The following is a 19,451-nucleotide window of genomic DNA, read 5'->3' on the forward strand; positions in this document are numbered from 1 at the left end:
CGGAAAGGCTACCAGAATCGGTTGCCTGAGTGAGCGACTGGCCTTGTGGGCAGACGTTATGAATTCTTGGATTGCCGAGAGGTAGGTTCCGGCGGCGTGTAGTTTTACTACAAATCATCGGGCATTTCAGCTATCCGAATGTATATACGAGTAGTAAAACTACAGGTGAGCGGCTTATGGCCTCCAGCTGCGTTGTGAGAATAATCGTTAAGGTTGGTCTTTTGCCAACCATAAAAGGTGAAAGCTTGATGCTGACTGCCAAAAATGAAGATTTTTCAGCTATTTCTAACCTTTGTTCGACAGTCGATCAGGTAGTGCGAACTGAAAAAACACTACATGCAGCCCTCCACACGCCGATCAAGGATAGACCATGAGCCTGCCTTCGCTTGCCGAACTTCCCGGCATCCTCCTGCCGTTGGTCACCCGCGCCGAGCAGTCGTTCCGTGCGGCTGTGGAGGCACTCGGGGGTGACCATGGCCTGGCCAGCTGGACCACTGAACGCTGGGCACAGTTTGCCCGCGTCACTGCGGCCAGCGACTTCGTCATTGAACAGAGTGTTCGTGACCCTTTGATGTTGCTCGCGCTGGTGCAGTCCGGCGAACTGGATCGTCCCTTCGCGCCGGGCGAGTTGTGCGGACAAATCGCCGCAGCGGTCAATGAGGCGCAGACCGAGGACGAACTCGGCCGCGCCCTGCGTCGCCAGCGTACCCGCCATCAGGTGCGGATCATCTGGCGTGACCTGACCCGCCAGGCCGATCTGGTGCAGACCTGCCGCGACCTCTCGGACATGGCCGATGCCAGCATCGACCAGGCCTATCAGTGGTTGTACAAGCGTCATTGCGAGCAGTTCGGCGTGCCGACCGGCCGGCGCAGCGGCGAGCCGCAGCAGATGGTCATCCTCGGCATGGGCAAGCTGGGGGCGGTCGAGCTGAACCTGTCCTCGGACATCGACCTGATCTTCGCCTACCCCGAAGGCGGCGAAACCGTCGGGGTGAAGCGCTCGCTGGATAACCAGGAATTCTTCATCCGCCTTGGCCAGCGCCTGATCAAGGCACTGGACCCGATGACCGTCGACGGGTTCGTCTTCCGCGTCGACATGCGCCTGCGTCCGTATGGCTCGTCCGGTGCACTGGTGCTCAGCTTCAATGCACTGGAGCAGTATTACCAGGACCAGGGCCGCGACTGGGAACGCTACGCGATGATCAAGTCGCGGGTGGTGGCGGGCGACCAGGTCAGCGGCGCGCAATTGCAGGAAATGCTGCGGCCGTTCGTGTACCGGCGTTACCTGGACTTCTCGGCCATCGAAGCGCTGCGCACCATGAAGCAGCTGATCCAGCAGGAAGTGCGGCGCAAGGGCATGGCCGATAACATCAAGCTCGGCTCCGGCGGCATTCGCGAAGTGGAGTTCATCGCCCAGGCGTTCCAGTTGATCCACGGCGGGCGCGACCTGAGCCTGCAGCAGCGCCCTCTATTAAAGGTACTGGGCACACTCGAAGGCCAGGGCTACCTGCCGCCCGCGGTGGTCAGCGAGTTGCGCGAAGGCTACGAGTTCCTGCGCTACACCGAGCACGCGATCCAGGCGATTGCCGATCGCCAGACCCAGATGCTGCCGGACGGCGCACAGGATCAGGCGCGGATTGCCTTTATGCTGGGTTTTGATGACTGGGCGGCCTTCCATGAACGGTTGATGTTCTGGCGTGATCGAGTGGCCTGGCACTTTGGCCAGGTGATCGCTGATCCCGATGAAGAGGCGGGCGCCGAAAGCGAAGTGGTGGTCGGCGGCGAATGGCTGCCGCTGTGGGAAGAAGCGCAGGACGAAGAAGCGGCATGCCGTCAGTTGCAAGAGGGCGGTTTCAGCGATGCCGGCAAAGCCCTGAAAGCCTTGGCTGGTCTGCGCAGCAGCCCGCAGTTGCGGGCGATGCAGCGTTTGGGCCGCGAGCGCCTGGATGCCTTTATTCCAAGGCTGCTGGCCCAGGCTGTCGAGCACAGCAATCCCGACCTGGTGCTCGAGCGTGTACTGCCATTGGTGGAAGCCGTGGCCCGGCGGTCCGCCTATCTGGTGCTGCTGACCGAAAACCCCGGAGCCTTGCGCCGCCTGCTGACCTTGTGCGCCGCCAGTCCGTGGATCGCCGAGCAGATCACCCGCTTCCCGCTGTTGCTCGATGAACTGCTCAACGAAGGCCGGTTGTTCAAGCCACCGCTGGCGCCGGAGCTGGCGGCCGAATTGCGCGAGCGCCTGACGCGCATCCCCGAGGACGACCTCGAGCAGCAAATGGAAGCCCTGCGCCATTTCAAGCTGGCACACCGCCTGCGCGTCGCCGCCTCGGAAATCGCCGGACACCTGCCGTTGATGAAGGTCAGCGATTACCTGACCTGGCTGGCCGAAGCGATTCTCGAGCAGGTGCTGGCCCTGGCCTGGCGCCAGACCGTGGCCAAGTACGGCACACCGTTGCGCAACGACGGCACGTTGTGCGATCCGGGCTTCATCATCGTCGGTTATGGCAAGGTCGGCGGCCTGGAACTGGGCCATGGTTCCGACCTGGACCTGGTGTTCATCCACGACGGCGATCCGCAGGCGGAAACCGACGGGCCGAAATCCATCGACGGTGCGCAGTTCTTTACCCGGCTGGGGCAGCGGATCATCCACTTGCTCACGGCCCAGACCAACTCCGGCCAGTTGTACGAAGTGGACATGCGTCTGCGACCCTCCGGGGCGTCGGGGCTGCTGGTCAGTTCGCTGGGGGCGTTTGCCCGCTACCAGGAAAACGAAGCCTGGACCTGGGAGCATCAGGCTCTGGTGCGGGCGCGGGTGCTGGTGGGTAGCCAGGATGTCGGCGAGGCGTTCGAGAAAGTGCGCGCCGCCATCTTGGGCAAAACCCGTGACCTGGCGAAGCTGCGCCAGGAGGTCAGCGAGATGCGCGCCAAGATGCGCGATAACCTGGGCAGCAAGAGCACCGGGGCCGGCACGGCGGCGAATGCCTTTGAGGCCACGGCGCCATTCGACCTCAAGCAGGACGCCGGAGGTATCGTCGATATTGAATTTATGGTGCAATACGCCGCCCTGGCGTGGTCCGAAACACACCCGCCATTGCTGCGCTGGACGGACAATATCCGCATTCTGGAAGAGCTGGAACACGAAGGGCTGATGCCTGCCGAAGACGCCAGCCTGTTGCGCGAGGCCTATAAAGCCTACCGCTCCGCCGCTCACCGGCAGGCCTTGCAGAAGGATCCGGGGGTAATACCGGGCGACCAGTTCGTGGACGAACGGCGGCAGGTGATGCGGATTTGGCGTGAACTGGGGCTAAGCTGAAGGCCTCGCCCAGGCCACTGTAGGAGCGAGCTTGCTCGCGATGGCGCCAGCACATTCAACCCATGTGTTGACTGAGACACCGCCATCGCGACGGTTCGACGCCTCGACAAGCTCGCTCCTACAGTTGCAATGCAGTGTTTTGTAGAATTCTCGAGGCGGGGAGGCGTATGCCTCCCCGGTTCGTTTTTGGAAACCACATGAAAATTCTGATCGTTGGGCCCAGTTGGGTCGGTGACATGGTGATGGCGCAGACACTGTTCCAGTGTCTCAAGCAGCGCCACCCGCAATGCGAGATCAATGTCCTGGCCCCCGAGTGGAGCCGGCCGATTCTCGAACGCATGCCCGAAGTTCGCCAGGCCTTGAGCTTCCCGCTCGGCCACGGCGTGCTGGAGCTGGCGACTCGCCGGCGCATCGGCAAATCCCTGGCCGGTCAGTACGACCAGGCGATCCTGCTGCCCAATTCCCTGAAGTCCGCACTGGTGCCGTTTTTTGCCGGCATTCCCAAGCGCACCGGCTGGCGTGGCGAGTTCCGCTACGGCTTGCTCAATGATGTGCGCACGCTGGACAAAGAGCGTTACCCGCTGATGATCGAGCGTTTCATGGCCCTGGCCTACGAGCCCGGTCTTGAACTGCCCAAGCCCTATCCAAGGCCGTCCCTGCAGATCGACCCGGTCACCCGTGAAGCGGCGCTGGCGAAATTCGGCCTGACCCTCGACCGTCCGGTGCTGGCGCTGTGTCCTGGCGCCGAGTTCGGCGAATCCAAGCGCTGGCCATCCGAGCATTACGCCAAGGTCGCCGAGGCGAAGATCCGTGAGGGCTGGCAAGTCTGGTTGTTCGGTTCGAAAAACGACCATGGGGTGGGCGAAGACATCCGCGCGCGGCTGATCCCCGGCCTGCGCGAGGAGTCGGTCAACCTCAGTGGCGGCACGTCCCTGGCCGAAGCCATCGACCTGTTGTCCTGCGCCGACTCGGTGGTGTCCAACGACTCGGGCCTGATGCACGTCGCGGCGGCGCTGAACCGTCCGCTGGTGGCGGTCTATGGCTCGACATCGCCGGGCTTCACCCCGCCACTGGCCGAGCACGTGGAGATCGTGCGCCTGGGCATCGAATGCAGCCCGTGCTTTGATCGCACGTGCCGTTTCGGTCATTACAACTGCCTGCGCCAACTGATGCCGCAAGCGGTGAACGAAGCCTTGCAGAAGTTGCAGGGCACAGCGGTCGAGGTCCAATAGTTTGCGGGTTCTGCTGATCAAGACTTCTTCGCTGGGCGACGTGATTCACGCGTTGCCGGCGTTGACCGACGCGGCCCGGGCGATTCCCGGCATCACGTTCGACTGGGTGGTGGAAGAAGGCTTCGCCGAGATCCCGACCTGGCACCCTGCCGTGGGCAAGGTCATTCCGGTGGCGATTCGCCGCTGGCGCAAAAACCTCTGGCAGACCATCAAGAGTGGCGAGTGGAAGCGCTTCAAGCAAAGTGTTCGTGCCACCAAATATGACCTGGTGATTGATGCTCAGGGCCTGTTGAAGAGCGCCTGGCTCACCCGTTACATCAAGGCGCCGGTGGCGGGCCTGGATAAAAACTCCGCCCGGGAGCCGATCGCGGCGCGTTTTTACGACCGGCGCCTGTCGGTTGCGCGCGGCCAGCATGCCGTGGAGCGCGTGCGTCAGTTGTTTGCCATTGCGCTGGGTTACGACCTGCCCAAGGGGTTGGGGGATTACGGCCTGAGCGTCGAGCGTCTGGTGGAATTGCCGCGCAAGAACCCCTACGTGCTGTTCCTGCATGGCACCACCTGGGACACCAAACACTGGCCCGAAGCCTACTGGCGCGAACTGGCCGAGCGGGTTGGCTACCTGGGTGTCGGCGTGAAGCTGGCCTGGGGCAACCCGGCGGAAAAGGCCCGCGCCGAGCGGATCGCCAAGGACATGCGCCATGTCGAAGTGCTGCCCCGGCTGAATCTGGCAGGTGTCGGCAAGGTTCTGGCCGGCGCGCAGGCCTGCGTGGCGGTGGACACGGGCCTTGGGCATCTGGCCGCTGCGCTCGATGTGCCGACGCTGTCGCTGTTCGGTCCGACCAACCCCGGATTGACCGGCGCCTATGGCAAATCGCAGATTCACATTGCCAGTGACTTCCCCTGCGCGCCGTGCCTGTCAAAGAAATGCACTTATCAACCGACGGCCGAAGATGCCCGCCGGTTCGACCTCAAGCGCGAGTGGCCATTGTGCTTCACACGCCTGAATCCCGAGCGTGTCGCGACCCGACTGAGCACGTTGTTACTGGCTGAGGAGCTGCGCTGATGCAATTGGCATTTGTCTTGTACAAGTATTTTCCATTCGGCGGTTTGCAGCGCGATTTCATGCGCATCGCCCTGGAGTGCCAGCAGCGTGGTCACCAGATCCGTGTCTACACGCTGATCTGGGAGGGCGATGTTCCCCCTGGTTTCGAAGTGCTGGTGGCACCGGTCAAGGCGTTCTTCAACCATCGGCGCAACGAAAAGCTCACTGAGTGGATGGAGGCCGACCTGGCCAAGCGCCCGGTGGATCGTCTGATCGGCTTCAACAAGATGCCGGGCCTGGACGTCTACTATGCCGCCGACGGCTGTTTCGAAGACAAGGCACAGAACCTGCGCAACTCGCTGTACCGTCGTTGGGGCCGCTACCGGCACTTCGCCGAGTACGAGCGAGCGGTGTTTGCCAAGGATGCCAAGACCGAAGTGCTGATGATTTCCGAGGTTCAGCAACCGCTCTTCATCAAGCATTACGACACGCCGCTGGAGCGTTTCCATCTGTTGCCGCCGGGTATTTCCCAGGATCGCCGCGCACCGCCGAACGCCGCCGAGATCCGTGCCGATTTCCGTCGTGAATTCAGCCTCGAGGACGATGACCTGTTGCTGGTGCAGATCGGCTCCGGGTTCAAGACCAAGGGCGTGGACCGCAGCCTCAAGGCGCTGGCCGCGTTGCCCGCCGACCTGAAGAAACGCACCCGGCTGTTTGTAATTGGCCAGGATGACCCCAAATTGTTCCAGATGCAGAGTGCCACGCTGGGGCTTGGCGACAACGTCACGTTCCTCAAGGGCCGCAGTGATATCCCGCGTTTCCTGCTCGGTGCCGATCTGTTGATTCACCCGGCGTACAACGAAAACACCGGGACCGTCCTGCTCGAAGCCCTGGTGGCCGGTTTGCCGGTGCTGGTCAGCGCGGTGTGTGGCTATGCCCATTACATTGCCGAAGCCGATGCCGGCCGGGTGCTGGATGAGCCGTTCGAGCAGGAACAACTGACGCAATACCTGACGGCGATGTTGAACGATGCACCTGCGCGGGCGGCCTGGCGCCGCAACGGTCTGGCCTTCGCCGAGACGGCCGACCTCTACAGCATGCCGCAGCACGCGGCCGATGTGATTCTGGCGGAGCACGCTTAATGAAGTTGATGCTGGCTGAACCGTTCAAGAGCCTGTGGGCCGGACGCGACCCGTTCGCCGAGGTCGAAGGGCTCAAGGGCGAGGTGTACCGCGAGCTTGAAGCGCGGCGCACATTGCGCACCGAAGTGGATGGCAACGGGTTTTTCGTGAAGATCCACCGCGGCATTGGCTGGGGCGAGATCTTCAAGAACCTGCTGACCGCCAAGCTGCCGGTGCTGGGCGCCGGCCAGGAGTGGCAGGCGATCCAGCGCCTGCAGGAAGTCGGCGTGCCGACCATGACCGCCGTGGCCTATGGCGAAAGGGGCAGCAACCCGGCGGACCAGCACTCGTTCATCGTCACCGAAGAGCTGGCCCCGACCATCAGCCTCGAAGACTTCAGCATCGACTGGGTCAAGCAGCCGCCGGAGCCCAGGCTCAAGCGCGCGCTGATCGCCGAGGTCGCACGCATGACCGGCATGATGCACCGCGCCGGGGTCAATCACCGCGACTGCTACATCTGCCACTTCCTGCTGCACACCGACAAACCGGTGACGCATGAAGACTTCAAGCTTTCGGTGATCGACCTGCACCGTGCCCAGACCCGCCCGGCGATTACCCAGCGCTGGCGCAACAAGGATCTGGCGGCGTTGTACTTTTCGGCCCTGGACATCGGCCTGACCCGTCGCGACAAGCTGCGTTTCCTCAAGGGCTACTTCCAGCAGCCGCTGCGCCAGATCCTGGCAGAGGAAGCGGCTTTGCTCGCCTGGCTCGACGGCAAGGCCAACAAGCTTTACGAACGCAAGCAGCGATACGGGGATGCGCTCTGATGTCGGGCTGGAATCTGGAACCTGCCTACAGCGATCTGGCTGACGATTTCGGCAGCCTTGAGGCCGTGTTTGCCCTTAAGGGCGAGCAGTTGACCCGCGATCCGCTGTCCGAGGTCGTTCGTGTCCAGCTCAAGGGCGTGAACTATTACGTCAAGCGCTACGTGGGCGCCGGCAAGGGCCTGCGTCGTTACCTGGGCAAGCCACGGGTCAAAATGGAGTGGCAGAACCTCAAGCGCTTCGCCAAGTGGGGTATCCCCACGGCCGAGGTCGTGGCCTGGGGCCTGGAGCGGCGCGGTGCGGCCTATGACCGCGGGGCGATGATCACCCGTGAGCTGCCACGCACCGAAGACCTCAATGCCTTGGCCGAGCGCAATGATCCCAAGCTCAAGGATCGCGCCTGGGTCGATCACATCAGCCGGCAATTGGCCGCTTACACGCGGATCATGCACGACAACCGCTTCACCCATAACGATTTGAAGTGGCGCAACCTGCTGGTCGATGATGAGTCGAGGCTGTTCCTCATTGACTGCCCCAACGGCGATTTCTGGCGTGGTTTCTGGCTCAAATACCGGATTTCCAAGGATCTGGCGTGTCTCGACAAGGTCGCCAAGTATCATCTGTCGGCCACCCAGCGCCTGCGCTTCTACCTGCAATACCGCCAGCGCGCGCGCCTGAATGACGCGGATAAAAAGCGTATCCGGCACGTGGTGAGATTTTTCGAGGGACGCGAATGACTGATTTTCTGGCCGCTGAAGACCGTGCGCTCCTGGAGCGTCATGGTCTCGGCACCTTCGATGCCTTGTGGGCCAAGCAGCTTGAAGCCGTGGACGAACCCAACACCGCGCGCGGTGGCTGGAGCAGCGTGTTTCGCCTGGATCTCGAGGGGCGCGGCTTTTACCTCAAGCGCCAAAGCAATTATCAGATGTACACCTTGCATGCGCCGTTCGGCGAACCGAGCTTCGCCCGGGAGTTTCGCAACATCAGCCGTTATGAGCAGCTCGGCATTCCGGCACTGAAGGCGTCGTTCTTCGGCGAGCGCAAAGTCGATGGTGATGTTCGGGCGATCCTGCTGACCCGTGCGCTGGATGGCTGGGATGATCTGGATTCGCTGTTGCAGCGCTGGTCGGACCTGAGCCCGGCGCAGCATTCGGCCATTCTCAAGGCCTGTGGGCAACTGGCGAGGCGCCTGCACGGGGCACGTCAGGTGCATGGTTGTTTTTACCCCAAACATATTTTTCTCCAGGCCACTGGCGACGGTTACGGCGCCCAGTTGATCGACCTGGAGAAAACCCGTCCGTTGCTGTTCGGTCAGCGTGACCGGGTCAAGGACCTGGAGCCGCTTACACGGCGAGCGCGGGAGTGGAATGAAGCCAACTTGCGCGAATTGTTGGCGGCCTACCTGGATCAACCGCAAGACAGCTCGCTGATCGACAACTGGCTGACGCGCTTGACCGCTCGGCGCAGCTACAAGAGGGCGGGCTGATGCGTTTGTCTGAACTGAAGGCGGCCGGTCGCCAGCCGAGCCTGCCCCTGAGCCTGACCCTGGCGGATGCCGCCGGCCCGGCTGAGTTGCAGCTGTTGAGCCTGTTGCGGGTGTTGCCGGGGCAGCGCTACGTCGGTGCCGGAGTCTGGCGCGGTCGGCCGGTGCTGGCCAAGCTGCTGGTGGGTAGCAAGGCGGCCCGGCATTTTCAGCGTGAGCGCGACGGTGTGCATCTGCTCGCTGCGCAAGGGCTGACCACGCCACAGTTGCTGGTCGATGGCCTGAAGGAAGGCGAGGGCGGTTGGCTGTTGTTCGACTTCCTCGAAGGTGCCGACAGCCTGGGCGATGCCTGGCAGCAGGTCGAGCACCTGCCGGCCCTGGCCGATGAGCAGACGGCGGTGCTGGCCGAAGCGCTGGGCGCGATCGGGCAAATGCACCGCAAGGGGTTGTGGCAGGAGGATCTGCATCTGGACAACCTGCTGCGTCAGCGTGGTCGGTTGTATCTGATCGATGGCGCCGGCATTCGCAGTGAAACCCCTGGCCAGCCGCTGTCGCGACAGAAAGTCCTGGAAAACCTCGGGGTGTTTTTCGCTCAGTTGCCCAAGTCGCTGGAGCCGTTCACCGAAGAGCTGCTGGTGTATTACCTGCTGAGCAACGGCGAGCATGCCCTGCCGATGGAAGCCTTGCAGAAGCAGATCGACAAGGTGCGCAGCTGGCGCCTGAAGGACTTTCTCATCAAGGTCGGCCGCGAATGCACACTGTTCAGTGTGCAGCGTGGGGCGTTCGGCTTGCGGGCGATCCGCCGCGAAGAGGAAACGGCCATGCTGCCCGTGCTGGAACAGGCGGATGCACTGCTCGATCAGGGCCATCTGTACAAGACCGGCGGTGCGGCCAGTGTCGGCAAGGTCGACGCAGCCGGGCGTACGCTGGTGATCAAGCGTTACAACATCAAGAACTTTGCCCACTGGCTCAAGCGCTTCTGGCGTCCAAGCCGTGCCTGGCACTCCTGGCGCGAAGGCAATCGCCTGGCGTTTCTGGGCATTGCCACACCCAAGCCGCTGGCGGTCCTGGAAAAACGCTTCTTCTGGCTGCGCAGCCGGGCTTACCTGGTGACCGAGCACCTGCCGGGGCCGGACATCATCGAGCGCTTTGCGCCCTACGTTGAAAATGGTGAAGCACCGGAGGCTGAGCTGGCGGCGCTGGATCACCTGTTCGCCGAGCTGATTGGCGCGCGAATCAGCCACGGCGACTTCAAGGGGCACAACCTGTTCTGGCAGGAGGATCGCTGGGCGCTGATCGACCTGGATGCGATGTGCCAGCACGCTTCACTGAGCAGCTTCGCCCCGGCCTATGCGCGGGACAGGGCGAGGTTCATGCGCAACTGGCCTGAGCAGAGTGCGTTGTATCAGGTCATTGATCAGCGGCTGCCCAGGGACATCTCCAGCGCCAGTTGAGAATCCATCGCGGGCAAGCCCGTTCCCACAGGAATACGTCGATTTCCTGTAGGAGCGGGCTTGCCCGCGATGGCTTCCTCCTGAACTGCAGAGGTCAGGAGACAAGCTCATCTGAACTCTCCTACGCAATCTGTAGCCCCCATGAACTGGGCTCTCCATGGCCAGGGTGCTAGTTTGCCTGACGTTCATGGAGGGCAATTCTTGACGATTAAAATGGCTGTTGTACTGGGCGCCTGCTCGTTGGCGCTATCGGGCTGCGGGACCGCTCTCACGGTTTTGCAGGGTGAAGAAGATGCCGTCAGCGGCCTGCGCAAACACAAGACTTACTGTCAGTCGATCCCGCGCGTCTACAGCGGGCTGGCCTATGATTTCTGTGTGTTGAATGCGCCGCCGGAACCCGGTGGCTACCTCGCTTCGTTCGTCGTGCTGGACCTCACCCTCTCGGGCGTCCTCGATACGGTCGTGCTGCCTTACACGATCTACCGCCAGGCAACCGACGGCAGCATGCGCATCCATTGGCGAAGCGCACCCCGTTGATGAACATCTGCGTTGCGCTGACAACCCGGTGGGTCATTCCTGCCATCTTTACGCTATAATCCCGCCCTTTAGCTGTCTCTCGCCCTTTGCGAGGGCACATCCATTTTGAGGCGCCTTGCGCCTGCACGCAGACTTGAGAGGCTAGACCCCTGTGGCATTGACGATTCTTGGCCTGTCCGGCGCCCTTAGCCATGATCCTTCCGCAGCCTTGTACATCGACGGCAAACTGGTCGCGGCGGCAGAGGAAGAACGCTTCGTACGCGATAAACATGCAAAGAACCGCATGCCTTACGAGTCGGCGAAGTTCTGTCTGGAACAGGCCGGCATCAAGCCATCCGACGTTGACGTGGTGGCGATCCCGTTCGCACCGATCAGCCTGTTCGGCAAGGCCCGCTGGCACTATGCCAAGCGTTACTGGTACGCCCCGGATCGCGCCCTTGACGCGATTCTGATGGGCAACCGTCGCTACAAGCGCTATCGCAACAAAATCGTCTGGTGCCTCGAGCAATTGGGCTTTGATCCGAAAAAGATCAAGATCGAGCCGGTCGAACACCACCTGGCTCACGCCTCCAGCGCTTACCACTGCTCCGGCTTCAAGGAGAAAACCGCGATCCTCGGGATCGACGGCAAGGGTGAGTACGCCACGACCTTCTTCGGTTATGGCGAAAACGGCAAGATCCACAAGATCAAGGAATTCTTCGATCCGGACTCCCTCGGTGGCCTGTATGGCGCGATCACCGAGTTCCTCGGTTTCGAAATGCTCGATGGCGAGTTCAAGGTCATGGGCATGGCGCCGTACGGCGACGCCAGCAAATACGATTTCTCGCGCCTGGCCTCGTTCGAAAACGGCGAGCTGGTGATCAATACCGACTACGCCAACGTCATCGGCCTGCGTCGCTATAAAGAGAAGGGCAAGGGTTTCTACTTCTCGCCGAAGCTGATCGAGTGGCTGGGTCCGAAGCGCGAAGGCGACATCGCCGACGAGCCGTACATCCACTACGCCGCCAGCATGCAGGCGCTGTTCGAAAAGATCGCGCTGCAGATGATCGACTACTACCTGGGCGACGTGCTCAAGGAAACCGGCAAGCTGGCCTTCGCCGGTGGCTGTGCGTTGAACGTCAAGCTGAACCAGAAAATCATCGCCCGCGATGACGTCAAGGAGCTGTTCGTGCAGCCAGCGTCCGGCGATGCCGGCACCGCGGTTGGCGCTGCGGCCTACGTATCCCACGCCCGTGGCGTGCCGGTCGAGAAGATGGAACACGTCTACCTCGGCCCGTCCTACAGCAACGAAGACGTGATCGCCGCCTGTGCCCGCCATGCCGACAAGCCGAAGTGGCGCAAGCTCGACAACATGCCGCAGCAGATCGCCAAAATCATGGTCGACGGCAACCCGGTGGCCTGGTTCCAGGGCCGCATGGAGTTCGGTCCCCGTGCCCTGGGCGGACGTTCGATCATCGGTTGCCCGAGCGTGGCGGGCGTGGCTGACCGCATCAACCACCAGATCAAGTTCCGCGAGCGCTGGAGGCCTTTCTGCCCGTCGATGCTCGACACTGTCGCGCCGCAGATGATCAAGGTCGATCACCCCGCGCCGTTCATGACCTTCACCTTCGAAGTGGCTGAAGAGTGGAAGACCCGCGTACCGGAAGTTGTCCATGAAGATGGCACTTCCCGGGCCCAGGTACTCAAGCGCGAATACAACCCGCGCTACTACGACATGATGAAGGCGCTGGAAGACCTGACCGGTAACGGCGTGTCGCTGAACACTTCGCTCAACCGCCGTGGCGAGCCGATGATCTGCTCGCCGACGGATGCACTGAACATGTTCTTCGGTTCCGACCTACAGTATCTGATCATGGAAGACATTCTCGTGGTCAAAGAGGGTGCGGACGCCTATGACACGCTCGGCTGAACGCCATGTGCTGCAGTTCTGTCACGGCTATGACGGTCCGTTTCTGGACTGTGCCCGGCAGTACGCCAGCCTGTTCGCGGGGACCGGTTATCGTGTGACGACGGTTTTTCTGACCGGGGTTGCCGATGCTCAGGTCGCCGCGAGCTGCGCGTCGGACGAAGTGTTGTTCATGGAATACAGTTCCCGGGCCATTCGTGGCCTGAAACTGGGCGCCATCAGCGATCTGCGCAAGATCGCCGCATCGCGCAACTTCAGTTTCTGCATCGCTCACCGGTTCAAGCCGATCTACATTGCCTTGTTGGGCACGTCGTTGCCGGTCATCGGTGTTCACCACGCCTTTGACGATTACGAGCGCGGCGGGCGTCGGTTCTTCGCCAATTTTTTCCGCAAGCGCCTGAGCCTGCTTGGGGTCTCCGATGCGGTGCGCGATGACATCCGCCGTTGCCTGCCGAAATGGCCGGCGAACCGGATTCAGACGCTGTACAACCGCATTGATGTGCAAAATCTGCAGGACGACCATGCCACCGTCCGTGAGGCCCGGGAAACCCTGGGGCTTTCCATGGATGCATGGATCATCGGCAATGTTGGCCGTTTGCATCCGGACAAGGATCAGACCACCTTGCTGCACGGCTTCGCCGCCGCATTGCCGGGGTTGCCAGCCAACAGTCAACTGGTGATTCTCGGTATCGGCCGATTGGAGCAGGAGCTCAAGGCCATGGCCCGGGAGCTGGGGATCGGTGACCGTGTGCTGTTTCTTGGCCAGGTGCCTGAAGCCCGTCGCTATTTCCGCGCCTTCGATGTATTTGCCCTGACCTCCGATCACGAGCCGTTCGGCATGGTGTTGCTGGAAGCCATGGCGGCCGGTGTGCCACTGCTGGCGACTGCTTGCGGTGGGGCGAAGGAAGTCGTCGAAGGGGTGGGCATTCTCTTCCCCCTGGGCGATGCCGAGCGCCTGGCCCAGGGGCTGCAACACCTGGCGGCGATGGATGAGCAACAGCGTCGCCAATGTGCCGAGCTGATGCTCGAGCGCCTGCGTGAACGCTTCTCTGACCGCGCGGTGCGCGATGCTTTCTGGCATTTGCCCAACGTCACCGAACTGGCGGCGAGGGGTTGATGCTCAACCGATTTCAAGGATGGCGCGAACGTGGCTGGGCGGTGATCGACGCCCCGACCTATGCCGACACCTGGCAGCGATATGGCGGCAGCGTCGCCACGCATCCCATGGTGGTCGAGCGCCTGGCACAGTTGGCCAACATCCCGGTGCGTTATCTGGCCTGGGCGCCGAACGGCGATGTGCAGGCTGCGATTGCCACCTGGGGGCGCGACCTCGCCCTGTCCAAGGATGTGCTCAAACGCCACGGCAAGAAGGGTTTGTTCGACCTCGGCAATGCCGAAATCATCCTGCCGGCAGCGGCTGACAGCCAGGTCCCTCTGCGCCATCGCGCGCGTTATCTCTCGGCCTTGAATGAAGGTCGCTTCAGCGGCATCAAGCTGCAGGCAGAGCAGTTGGCCATGGCCCGCACGCCGGAAGAACTGTCGAAGAAGTTCCGCTATAACCAGCGTCGCGAGTTGCGTCTGCTGGAAGAGGCGGGCGGCGTGGTGCGGCCGGTCGGCGAGTTTTCCAGCGCCGAGCTGGCGGCGATCTACTGCGACCTGTTCCAGCGCCGCTGGGGCTTCCCGGCGACCGGTGCCGAGCGCATGGCCGAGGTGATCGAGTTGCTGCGCGACCTGTTGATCGGCTCGGTGATTTTCCTCAAGGACGCGCCCATCGCGATCCAACTGGTTTATCGCGTCGAAGCGCCGCAATGGATCAGCGTCGAATACATCAATGGTGGCGTCGACCCCGAAACCCGCGAATTCAGCCCCGGCAGCGTGTTGAGCTTTCTCAATACCCAGAGCGCCTGGGAACATGCGCGGGCGCTGGACAAGCCACTGCGCTTTTCCTTTGGTCGCGCCGACCGTGAATACAAGGACCGCTGGTGTAATCCTGTGCCGGTTTTCACCGTATGAGCCCGCCCATGAGTCGTAAACAACAACTGCTCAAGCGCCACCGACGCAACAAGCGCATCGCTCTGCTGATCGCGCTGGCGGTGCTGATCGTTCTTGGCGTGCTGGTGGCCTGGTGGCTGCCGCTGGTGTTGGCGGTGCTGGGCTGGATCGCCCACGAAGCCTGGTTCGCCGACCATCTGTTCTATTCGCCCAGGGATGATTACGCCTACAGCTTCCCGCCCTACACGCCGCAGCCCCGGGTTCATCTGGACGGCGAGCGCTTGCGCCTGGATGAAGGCGTCATGCTGGTGGACGACGCGACGCTGATACTGGCGGTGCGGATCAAAAGCACCTGGCTGGGGCGCTTTTTCGACCCGGCGGTGGAGCTGTCCGGGGGCGATCATCCCGATTGGCAAACCTTCGAACGGGGTGCCAACGGGCTGCGTTATCTGAACCTCAGTGGCCAGGCGCAGGTGCTCTCGCGTGGCGAGTTGAGATTGCGCGGACGTTTCTGCCGGGTGTCCGGCGAGCCGGTACTCTGGGCCTTCGAACAGCCGGATTATCGCCGTCAGCGGGTGATGGTGATCGCGCCCCACGCCGACGATGCCGAGCTGGCGGCTTATGGTTTGTACAGTCAGGCCGACGAGGCCTGGATCGTCACCCTCACCGCCGGTGAGATCGAAGCGCAGCATTATCAGCAGATGGGTCTGGACCCGGTCGAGGCCGCGCGGCTGAAAGGGCGCTTGCGGGCCTGGGACAGCATTGCCGTGCCGCGTTGGGCCGGAGTTGCGCAAGCCCGTTGCGTGCAACTGGGCTATTTCTGCCTGCAACTGGCGGCGATGCAGGCGGCACCATCGCGGCCGGTGGGCTCCCGCGAAGCGCAGATGGAGGACACGCGGCTGTTCCGCCAGTTGAACCCGTTCGCCTTGCCGGGGGACGCCGATGGCGCGCCGACCTGGAACAACCTGGTGGCGGACCTGCGCGAACTGCTGCTGCGGGCGCGCCCTGAAGTCATCGTGTTGCCGCACCCGACGCTCGACCCGCACCCGGACCACATTTGTGCGCAGCAGGCGGTCCTCGAGGCGCTGCAAGGCCTGGAATGGCAACCGACCACCTTGCTCGGGTATGCCAACCACCTGCACGACAATGATCGCTGGCCCATGGGCGATGCCGGCCATGGCATTGCGCTGCCGCCGGCGTTCGACCCGACGGTGCCGATGCAACCCTATTGCCTGCCGGTTCCCCTGCCACTGCAGCGGGATAAAGCCATGGCGCTGGGGATGATGCACGACTTGCAACCGCGCATGCCGTTCAAGCGGCGACTGCGGCGATTGCTGCAATGGTTGCTGGCCAGAAGAGTGCCGCCTGTCTATGGAGAGAATGAGTTCTTCCGCAAGGCGGTCCGCCGCCAGGAGCTGTTCTGGATACTCAAGCATGGTGAGTCATCCGGACCGCAGAACTGAACGACAACCCTGCCCGATCGGCCAGGGTTCCCAGCATTTACAGTGAGTTTTTCGTGATCAATCCATGCCCCCGTATTTTGTTCCTGATGCCCTACTTCGGCCGCTGGCCCTTCTGGATGCCGTTTTTCCTGGAGAGTTGCCGGCGTAATCCCGACATCGACTGGCTGATGTTCACCGATTGCGGGGTGCCGGAGAATCTGCCGCCCAACGTGACCATCGAGTGCATGACGTTCAGCGACTACTGTGGCGTGGTCTCCCAACGGCTGGACATCGACTTCGCGCCGACCCAGGCCTACAAGCTGTGCGATATCCGGCCGGCGTTCGGTCTCATCCACGCCGATCGCCTGGAAGGCTATGATTTCTGGGGGTTCGGCGACATTGATCTGGTGTACGGCGATCTGCGCAAATACTTCACCGCGGACCGACTCGCCTCCTACGACCTGTACTCGACCCATGAGCGGCGCGTGGCAGGGCATCTTTGCCTGATCAGAAATACCGAGCGCAAGCGTCAGCTGTTTCGCAAGATCAAGGACTGGGAAGCGCGGTTCACGGACGAGAAGCACCATGCCCTGGATGAAGGTGCCTTCAGCCGGATCTTCCTCTGGCGCAAGAACTTCCCCGAGCCATTGTTCAAACTGGTGGGCAAGTTCAACCCGTGGCGCCGACGCAGTGAATTCACCGAGGCATTCAGCACGCCGGGTGGCTGCATCAAGTGGCATGACGGTACGGAAAACTTTCCGCACCGGTGGTTCTGGCGCGATGGCACGGTCACCAATGATCGGGATGGCGAGCGCGAGTTTCCGTATTTCCACTTCGTCTGCTGGAAGCGCAACGAGTGGTCGCAACTGCCGCAACCCGACCCGGCAGAGATCAAGCGCCTGGCCGCCGAGCCTGACTGGATCATTGATGAGACGGGTTTTCACCGGGGAGCGTTATGAGCCAGCGGTTGAAGGTGCTGCAGTTGCAGCCTGACTACAATGTCAAAGCCCATGACTTTGCCGACCTGGCAGAGCAGATCGTCAAGGCCTTGCCCACCGATCGCTATGAAGTGACCGCTGCGTTCCTGCGTGGCAAGCCTGGGCCCGGCGAAGCCGTGAGCCGGGCTGTGCGCTCGGTGTATTTCGAGTTCTCCGACAAATCGCTCAAGGGCATGCGCCTGCGTGCCATGTGGCGGCTGTATCAGTTTTGCCGCAAAGAAAAATTCGATGTGGTGATCTGCAACCGCTTCAAACCGGTGAACATGATGCTCGCGCTCAACCGCTGGCTGAAGGTGCCGCTGTGCATCGGTATCTCCCACGGTTTTGGTGAGTACGATCGCTTCTACCGACGCCGCCAGACCCAGCGTCTGATTGATCGTCACTGGCGTTTCGTCGGTGTATCGCCAGCGGTCAAACAGTACCTGCTGGACTGCGACTGCGGGTTTACCGACGAAAACACCTGGGCCATCACCAACGCCATCGACATCGAGCAGGCCGAAGGTTTGCAGCACAGCCGCGAGCGCGCCCGGGAAATGCTCGGTATCGACCCTTCGGTACGCCTGATTGGCGCGCTGGGTCGCCTGGTGCCGGTCAAGGGGCACACCTACCTGTTGCAGGCGTTTGCCACACTCAAGGACAAGTACCCCAACAGTCAGTTGGCAATTATCGGGGCCGGTCGCGAAGAGTCGCGCCTGGCGGCCGAGATCGAACGGCTGGGGCTGGCCGGGCGTGCGCATTTGCTGGGTTTCAAGGAAAACGCCCTGCAATACGTACGCGCGTTCGACATCTGGACCATGCCATCGCTGGCCGAAGGCCTCGGGCTGGCGCTGCTGGAAGGCATGAGCGGCCATCTGCCGGTGATCGCTTCGGACGTGCCGGCCATGCTGCCACTGATCCAGGGCGCAGGCGGCCGGGCGATCACGCCAAAGGACGTGCCGAGCCTGGTCGCGGCGCTGGATGACTACCTCGGGCTGTCGGACGACGATCTCAAGGCCAAGGGCGAACAGGCCTATCGTTATCTTCAGGAACAGCACGACATCGAGGTGTTCCGCCAGGAATACCTGGAGTTGATCGACTCTGGCCTGAGCCAGGCGCGCAAGGAGCAAGCATGAGCGACGCACAACCCATCGTCACGGTCATCATCGCGTCGTATAACCATGGTCGCTACATCGAGGAAAGCATTCTCAGCGTCCTCAACCAGACCTACGCGAATATCGAGTTGCTGGTGGTGGATGATGGCTCCAGCGATGACAGCGTCGTGCGCATCGAGGCGTTGCAGGCGCAACATGGCTTCGATTTCCGTGTGCAGCAGAACCAGGGGCTGACCAACACCCTCAATGGCGCCATTGCACGGGCGAAGGGCAGTCTGATCGTACCCTTCGGCTCCGATGACATCATGCTGCCCGAGCGCATCGCCATCCAGGTGGCGCACATGGACGGCAAGCCGGAGGTGGGTATCTGCGCAGGCAACATCGAGCTGATGGATGCCGACGGGGTCCCGTACCCGGAGTCGCGCCAGCGTCGCGATGTGCCGTTCCGCCGCCTGGACTTCGACGACATGTTCCTTGAGCGCAAGCCTTATCCGCCGGCGCCAACCCTGATGATCCGCCGCGAGGCGCTGGACAAGGTCGGAGGCTTCGACCCGACGATCCGCCTGGAGGACCTGCTGATCGAATTGAAAGTGACCCATGCCGGTTACTTCATTGATGGCCTGAGCGTGCTGATGGCGCGCTATCGCAAGCACGCCACCAACTCCTACAAGAACCACCGTTTCATGATCGACAACATCCTGCGCACCTACGCCCTGTTCAGCGATCACCCGATGTACGAATTCGTGCGCTACCGGTTCCTCAGCTCGATGTTCCTCAAGACCGCCAATCGCGACCGCAAACTGGCGCGAGAGCTGCTGGCGCAGATTCCGTTCAAGGCGTGGAACAAGAAAACCTGGCGGGGGTTGGGGCGCCTGTACTTCTCGCCGCTGGAGAAAGACTGAGCCCATTGCTCGCTGGCACACGACCCCTGTAGGAGCGAGCTTGCTCGCGATGTCGGGTCAGGCACCGCGGCACATCTGTCTTCCCACGTCATCGTTGACGACCATCGCGAGCAAGCT

Annotated in this window: 16 protein-coding genes; all 16 read left to right on the plus strand. The window is 62.1% G+C overall.

What is annotated here, in order from left to right; all coding sequences use genetic code 11:
• Positions 1–370: 370 nt before the first annotated feature.
• The 16 genes from glnE (at position 371) to ABVN20_RS16175 (ending at position 19,334) form a co-directional block, all read left to right on the plus strand.
• The gene (glnE, locus tag ABVN20_RS16100) at positions 371–3,310 is read left to right on the plus strand and encodes a bifunctional [glutamate--ammonia ligase]-adenylyl-L-tyrosine phosphorylase/[glutamate--ammonia-ligase] adenylyltransferase (RefSeq protein ID WP_368556697.1); all 2,940 of its coding nucleotides are present in this window, start codon (positions 371–373) and stop codon (positions 3,308–3,310) included.
• A gap of 197 nt (positions 3,311–3,507) precedes the next feature.
• Positions 3,508–4,542: a lipopolysaccharide heptosyltransferase II gene (gene waaF / locus ABVN20_RS16105; protein WP_368556698.1), complete on the plus strand. Its 1,035-nt coding sequence runs from the start codon at positions 3,508–3,510 to the stop codon at positions 4,540–4,542.
• Between the two features lies 1 nt (position 4,543).
• Positions 4,544–5,605, plus strand: coding sequence for a lipopolysaccharide heptosyltransferase I (gene waaC, locus ABVN20_RS16110; protein ID WP_368556699.1), 1,062 nt, complete (start codon positions 4,544–4,546; stop codon positions 5,603–5,605).
• Positions 5,605–6,726 (plus strand): glycosyltransferase family 4 protein, encoded by a 1,122-nt coding sequence (locus tag ABVN20_RS16115; RefSeq protein ID WP_368556700.1) that lies wholly within the window; start codon positions 5,605–5,607, stop codon positions 6,724–6,726. The genes waaC and ABVN20_RS16115 overlap by 1 nt, the downstream gene beginning before the upstream one ends.
• Positions 6,726–7,532, plus strand: coding sequence for a lipopolysaccharide core heptose(I) kinase RfaP (gene rfaP / locus ABVN20_RS16120; protein WP_368556701.1), 807 nt, complete (start codon positions 6,726–6,728; stop codon positions 7,530–7,532). The genes ABVN20_RS16115 and rfaP overlap by 1 nt, the downstream gene beginning before the upstream one ends.
• Entirely contained in the window at positions 7,532–8,266 is a 735-nt protein-coding gene (locus tag ABVN20_RS16125) for a lipopolysaccharide kinase InaA family protein (RefSeq protein ID WP_368556702.1), read from the plus strand. Before rfaP ends, ABVN20_RS16125 begins: the two co-directional genes overlap by 1 nt.
• Positions 8,263–9,015 (plus strand): lipopolysaccharide kinase InaA family protein, encoded by a 753-nt coding sequence (locus ABVN20_RS16130; protein ID WP_368556703.1) that lies wholly within the window; start codon positions 8,263–8,265, stop codon positions 9,013–9,015. The genes ABVN20_RS16125 and ABVN20_RS16130 overlap by 4 nt, the downstream gene beginning before the upstream one ends.
• Positions 9,015–10,466 carry a lipopolysaccharide kinase InaA family protein gene (locus tag ABVN20_RS16135; protein ID WP_368556704.1) on the plus strand — a complete coding sequence of 484 codons (1,452 nt, stop codon included), beginning with the start codon at positions 9,015–9,017 and terminating at the stop codon, positions 10,464–10,466. The genes ABVN20_RS16130 and ABVN20_RS16135 overlap by 1 nt, the downstream gene beginning before the upstream one ends.
• A 201-nt stretch (positions 10,467–10,667) precedes the next feature.
• Positions 10,668–11,003, plus strand: a complete 336-nt coding sequence (locus tag ABVN20_RS16140; protein WP_368556705.1) for a YceK/YidQ family lipoprotein — start codon at positions 10,668–10,670, stop codon at positions 11,001–11,003.
• A 151-nt stretch (positions 11,004–11,154) separates the two neighbouring features.
• A complete protein-coding gene (locus tag ABVN20_RS16145) occupies positions 11,155–12,912 on the plus strand; it encodes a carbamoyltransferase (RefSeq protein WP_368556706.1) in 1,758 nt (585 codons plus the stop codon).
• Complete coding sequence (locus ABVN20_RS16150; protein WP_368556707.1) at positions 12,896–14,026, plus strand: glycosyltransferase; 1,131 nt, start codon at positions 12,896–12,898, stop codon at positions 14,024–14,026. The genes ABVN20_RS16145 and ABVN20_RS16150 overlap by 17 nt, the downstream gene beginning before the upstream one ends.
• Positions 14,026–14,922, plus strand: a complete 897-nt coding sequence (locus ABVN20_RS16155) for an antimicrobial resistance protein Mig-14 (protein ID WP_368556708.1) — start codon at positions 14,026–14,028, stop codon at positions 14,920–14,922. The genes ABVN20_RS16150 and ABVN20_RS16155 overlap by 1 nt, the downstream gene beginning before the upstream one ends.
• Before the next feature lie 8 nt (positions 14,923–14,930).
• Positions 14,931–16,364, plus strand: a complete 1,434-nt coding sequence (locus ABVN20_RS16160; protein ID WP_368556709.1) for a PIG-L deacetylase family protein — start codon at positions 14,931–14,933, stop codon at positions 16,362–16,364.
• Between the two features lie 53 nt (positions 16,365–16,417).
• The gene (locus ABVN20_RS16165; RefSeq protein ID WP_368556710.1) at positions 16,418–17,302 is read left to right on the plus strand and encodes a DUF6625 family protein; all 885 of its coding nucleotides are present in this window, start codon (positions 16,418–16,420) and stop codon (positions 17,300–17,302) included.
• Entirely contained in the window at positions 17,299–18,453 is a 1,155-nt protein-coding gene (locus ABVN20_RS16170) for a glycosyltransferase (protein WP_368556711.1), read from the plus strand. Before ABVN20_RS16165 ends, ABVN20_RS16170 begins: the two co-directional genes overlap by 4 nt.
• A complete protein-coding gene (locus ABVN20_RS16175; RefSeq protein WP_368556712.1) occupies positions 18,450–19,334 on the plus strand; it encodes a glycosyltransferase in 885 nt (294 codons plus the stop codon). The genes ABVN20_RS16170 and ABVN20_RS16175 overlap by 4 nt, the downstream gene beginning before the upstream one ends.
• Positions 19,335–19,451 lie beyond the last annotated feature (117 nt).

This window comes from Pseudomonas sp. MYb118, assembly GCF_040947875.1.
In the GTDB taxonomy this organism is placed as follows: domain Bacteria; phylum Pseudomonadota; class Gammaproteobacteria; order Pseudomonadales; family Pseudomonadaceae; genus Aquipseudomonas.